Origin of the sequence: Peribacillus sp. NPDC058002, from assembly GCF_042886655.1 — a bacterium.
Lineage (GTDB): Bacteria > Bacillota > Bacilli > Bacillales > DSM-1321 > Peribacillus > Peribacillus aracenensis.
Map to the genome: position 1 here is coordinate 1 of NZ_JBHVQU010000296.1, position 4,045 is coordinate 4,045.

Sequence of the window (4,045 nt, forward strand, 5' to 3'; positions counted from 1 at the left end):
TTTTTTATTTTTAAAGTTTTCTTGAAGCATTAATTTTATTTGTTGATTTGTTTAATTATATAATTATAAAGGTTGGTTTTATTTTAATCACTAAAGAAATGGTGCAAACGACGATAGCCCAAAATTTCCTGCCTGATGAATTTACGCTTTCTGAACTGCAACGGGTTTTGCTGACAGCCAGAGATGATGCGAAAATCAGCGCAGACTCACTTTTTTATGCAAAAGCGCCAAAACTCCCGTTTTTGGAGAAAGTCTTGGATGAAAAAGGAATGCAGAAGAAAACGAAACGTAATTCTTATCGGCCTTCACAGCTTTACCGATTTAATGCAGAGGTTGTCATGGACTCTATTTACTACTGAGGGGGGTATCGTGCCATGGGAAAAAAGGCATTGATCAATATAGATTATACGTATGACTTCGTGGCAGACGGGGGTTCATTGACCTGCGGGAAGCCAGGCCAGGATATCGAAAAGGCTCTTGTCAGTATAACCAAGGATTTTATCGAACAAGGTGAATACACAGTATTCGCGATTGATTTACATGTAGAAGGAGACCGCTTACATCCCGAATCGAATTTGTTTCCACCGCATAATATTAGCGGTACAATGGGTAGAGACCTCTACGGGGCGTTAAAAGAGGAATATGAAGCAAATAAAAATCAAAAGAATGTTCATTATATAGATAAAACACGTTATTCGGCCTTTGCAGGAACGGACCTTGATATTCGCTTGCGGGAACGCCACATTACCGATGTATATTTGGTCGGGGTTTGTACAGATATCTGTATTTTGCATACGGCAATCGACGCTTATAATCTGGGCTATAAAATCTTTGTATATGAAAATGCTGTGGCCTCGTTCAATGATGCCGGTCACCATTGGGCGCTTGGACATTTTAAAGGATCTCTTGGAGCAACCATTCTATAATATCCATAAACGCAACAGAATAGAAGGGAAGCGAATGCTTCTCTTTTGGGAGGAACTATCCATGGAAAAAAAGTACAATGACGACAGTTACGCATTACACACTGACCTATACCAAATCAATATGGCCCAAACTTATTGGCAGGACAAAACACATAACCGAAAGGCAGTTTTTGAAGTGTTTTTCAGAAAGCTTCCATTTAACAGCGGATATGCTATTTTTGCTGGACTTGAAAAAATTGTCCATTACCTTCAAAACTTTTCCTTCTCGGAAAGTGATATCGACTATTTAAAAAATGATCTGCACTATGATGAAGAATTTTTGAATTATTTGCGTAACATCCGTTTCACAGGAGCGATTCGCTGCATGAAAGAGGGAGAGCTTGTCTTCGGCAATGAACCGATTTTACGGGTGGAGGCACCGCTTGGTGAGGCTCAACTCATAGAAACTGCGCTGCTTAATATTGTGAACTATCACACACTCGTGGCAACAAAAGCTTCGCGCATCAAACAGGTCATCGGTGAAGAATCTGCCCTTGAATTCGGTTCAAGGCGGGCACAAGAAATGGATGCTGCAATTTGGGGAGCGAGAGCGGCCTATATTGCTGGCTTTGATTCCACCAGTAATGTACGTGCTGGCAAGCTGTTCGGCATTCCGGTTTCAGGGACTCATGCACATTCCATGATCCAAGCTTATAAAGATGAATATACCGCTTTTCATAAATATGCTGTTTCCCATAAAGACTGTGTATTCTTGGTTGATACTTATGATACATTACGCTCTGGCATTCCGAATGCAATTCGTGTTGCCAAGGAACTGGGCGATAAAATCAATTTCATTGGCGTCCGTCTTGATAGCGGTGATTTAGCTTACTTATCAAAAGAAGCACGACGTATGCTCGATGCTGCAGGATTCCATGATGCGAAGATTGTCGCTTCCAATGACTTGGATGAATATACGATCATCAACTTGAAACAACAAGGAGCAAGAATTGACATTTGGGGCATCGGAACCAAATTGATAACGGCTTATGATCAGCCAGCTCTCGGTGCCGTTTATAAAATGGTTTCAATAGAGGGCGAAGATGGGAATATGAGAGATACCATCAAAATTTCTTCTAACCCTGAAAAGGTTACGACACCTGGGTTAAAACGAGTTTATCGCATCATCAATAAAGTGAACCATCATGCTGAAGGTGATTATTTGGCGATGGAATATGAGAAGCCGCAGGAACAGGAAAAATTAAAAATGTTTCATCCTGTCCATACCTTCCTAAGTAAATTCGTCACGGATTTCGATGCGGTTGATCTGCATGTGGATATTTTCAAGGATGGAAGTTTGATTTATGAATTGCCAACCATAGATGAAATCAAGGCATTCACGCAAAAAAATCTCCAAGTATTATGGCCGGAGTACCTGCGTGCACTTAATCCTGAAGAATACCCGGTAGATCTAAGTCAGGATTGTTGGGATAATAAAATGAGGAATATAGATGAAGTTAAAGCCAATGTTGAAAGAATGCTTACGAAATGACAATCCTATTTTATTAGAAAGCGGGGCTTTGCCAATGCGTCCATTACAAAAAGAAATCGTAAAAAAATTGCTTGTCCAACCAACGATCGACCCTGAAGTTGAATTCAGGAAAAGTGTTGATCTATTAAAAGGGTATATGAAGAAAAATACGTTTCTGAAAAGCTTTGTACTTGGAATATCTGGAGGGCAAGATTCAACACTGGCGGGGTATATTGCCCAAACCGCTGTCAACGAATTGAACGAAGAAACGAATGGCAGCGACTATAAGTTTGTTGCTGTAAGCTTGCCATATGGAGTACAGGCTGATGAAGATGACAGGCAGCTTGCATTAAAATTCATCAAGCCAAGCCAAACGGTTACAGTCAACATCAAGGAAGCGGTGGATGCATCAGTAAAAGCTGTGGAAGAAGCAGTTTCTGAAAAGCTAACGAATTTCTTAAGGGGAAATGTTAAAGCACGTGAACGAATGAAGGTACAATATGATTTAGCCGGACTTTATAAAGGCGTCGTGCTGGGTACGGACCATGCAGCAGAGGCAATCACAGGTTTCTTTACGAAACATGGTGACGGCGCAGCGGATATCATTCCATTATACCGTTTAAATAAAAGGCAAGGAAAAGAAATCCTGAAATTCGTCGGTGCACCTGAGCGTCTTTATAAGAAAATACCAACGGCCGATCTGGAAGATGACAAACCGTTACTTCCTGATGAAGCGGCTTTAGGCGTTAGCTACGATGAAATCGATGATTACCTTGAAGGCAAGGAAATCAGAACGGAAGCTGCTGAAATCATCGAAGGTTGGTATACTAAAACCGAACATAAACGCAATGAAGCCATTAACGTTTATGATACTTGGTGGAAATAAGAAGCTGATAAGTTATCCCGCATCACATAAGATGCGGGTTTTACTTGGCAAGACATAACAAGCACCCTGGCATCCGGCAATTCTATTGAAAACCGTCATTGCTTCAAATGAGAGCACGGGTCCATACCATATTGCTTGCGCGATTGAGAAAGAACTATGAACAAAGGGAACCTTCTGCTTGTGAAGGTTCCCTTTGTTCATAGTCAATGTGATTCATTCATGAAGAACCAGTTTTAGATTTAAGAAAGGAACAAATGCGCATTCAATTGCTCGATTGTTTCCAGTAATTCAGGATATTATAGTGAAATTACTTCACCAGTACCTTTATTAAAGACGCGGCGTATCATTTTCCATTTCTTGTCTTAGGTAGATCTTTAAGTTCAAGGCTTTTCCAAACAAAGAATTTGTATATTTAAATATCTTGAAGTAGAGTATATTTAATAAACATTATTTTAACCGGTATTTTCCGATGGAGGTTCTTTTTACTTTATGAAGGCAAGATATGAACTCGCGAACATGAACTTAACAGTAAGCAATGTGACTTTACGTAATGCGGCGGATAGTTATGTCCTCTTGAAAGCTGCAGATGATCAAAATAATGAAATCACGATCAAGCTCTCCCACGAACAAGCGGAATTTCTGGAAGCGGAATTAAGGGAAGTGAATCGCCGCCGCAGGGAAAATAGTCCTGATATATCCGGGAATGACCAGGAACGTATGAAT

The 4,045-nt window shown here is 40.4% G+C and carries 5 protein-coding genes; all 5 read left to right on the top strand.

What is annotated here, in order from left to right; translation table 11 throughout:
- Positions 1 to 47: 47 nt before the first annotated feature.
- The gene (locus ACFVSH_RS23810) at positions 48 to 359 is read left to right on the top strand and encodes an NrtR DNA-binding winged helix domain-containing protein (protein WP_387708194.1); all 312 of its coding nucleotides are present in this window, start codon (positions 48 to 50) and stop codon (positions 357 to 359) included.
- A gap of 15 nt (positions 360 to 374) precedes the next feature.
- Positions 375 to 926 carry a cysteine hydrolase family protein gene (locus ACFVSH_RS23815; RefSeq protein WP_387598329.1) on the top strand — a complete coding sequence of 184 codons (552 nt, stop codon included), beginning with the start codon at positions 375 to 377 and terminating at the stop codon, positions 924 to 926.
- A 61-nt stretch (positions 927 to 987) separates the two neighbouring features.
- Entirely contained in the window at positions 988 to 2,457 is a 1,470-nt protein-coding gene (locus ACFVSH_RS23820) for a nicotinate phosphoribosyltransferase (protein WP_387598332.1), read from the top strand.
- A gap of 34 nt (positions 2,458 to 2,491) precedes the next feature.
- Positions 2,492 to 3,322: an ammonia-dependent NAD(+) synthetase gene (gene nadE, locus ACFVSH_RS23825; protein WP_260285014.1), complete on the top strand. Its 831-nt coding sequence runs from the start codon at positions 2,492 to 2,494 to the stop codon at positions 3,320 to 3,322.
- Positions 3,323 to 3,811: 489 nt separating this feature from the next.
- Positions 3,812 to 4,045: hypothetical protein (locus tag ACFVSH_RS23830; RefSeq protein ID WP_387708196.1), on the top strand; the 234-nt coding region annotated here is incomplete at its 3' end.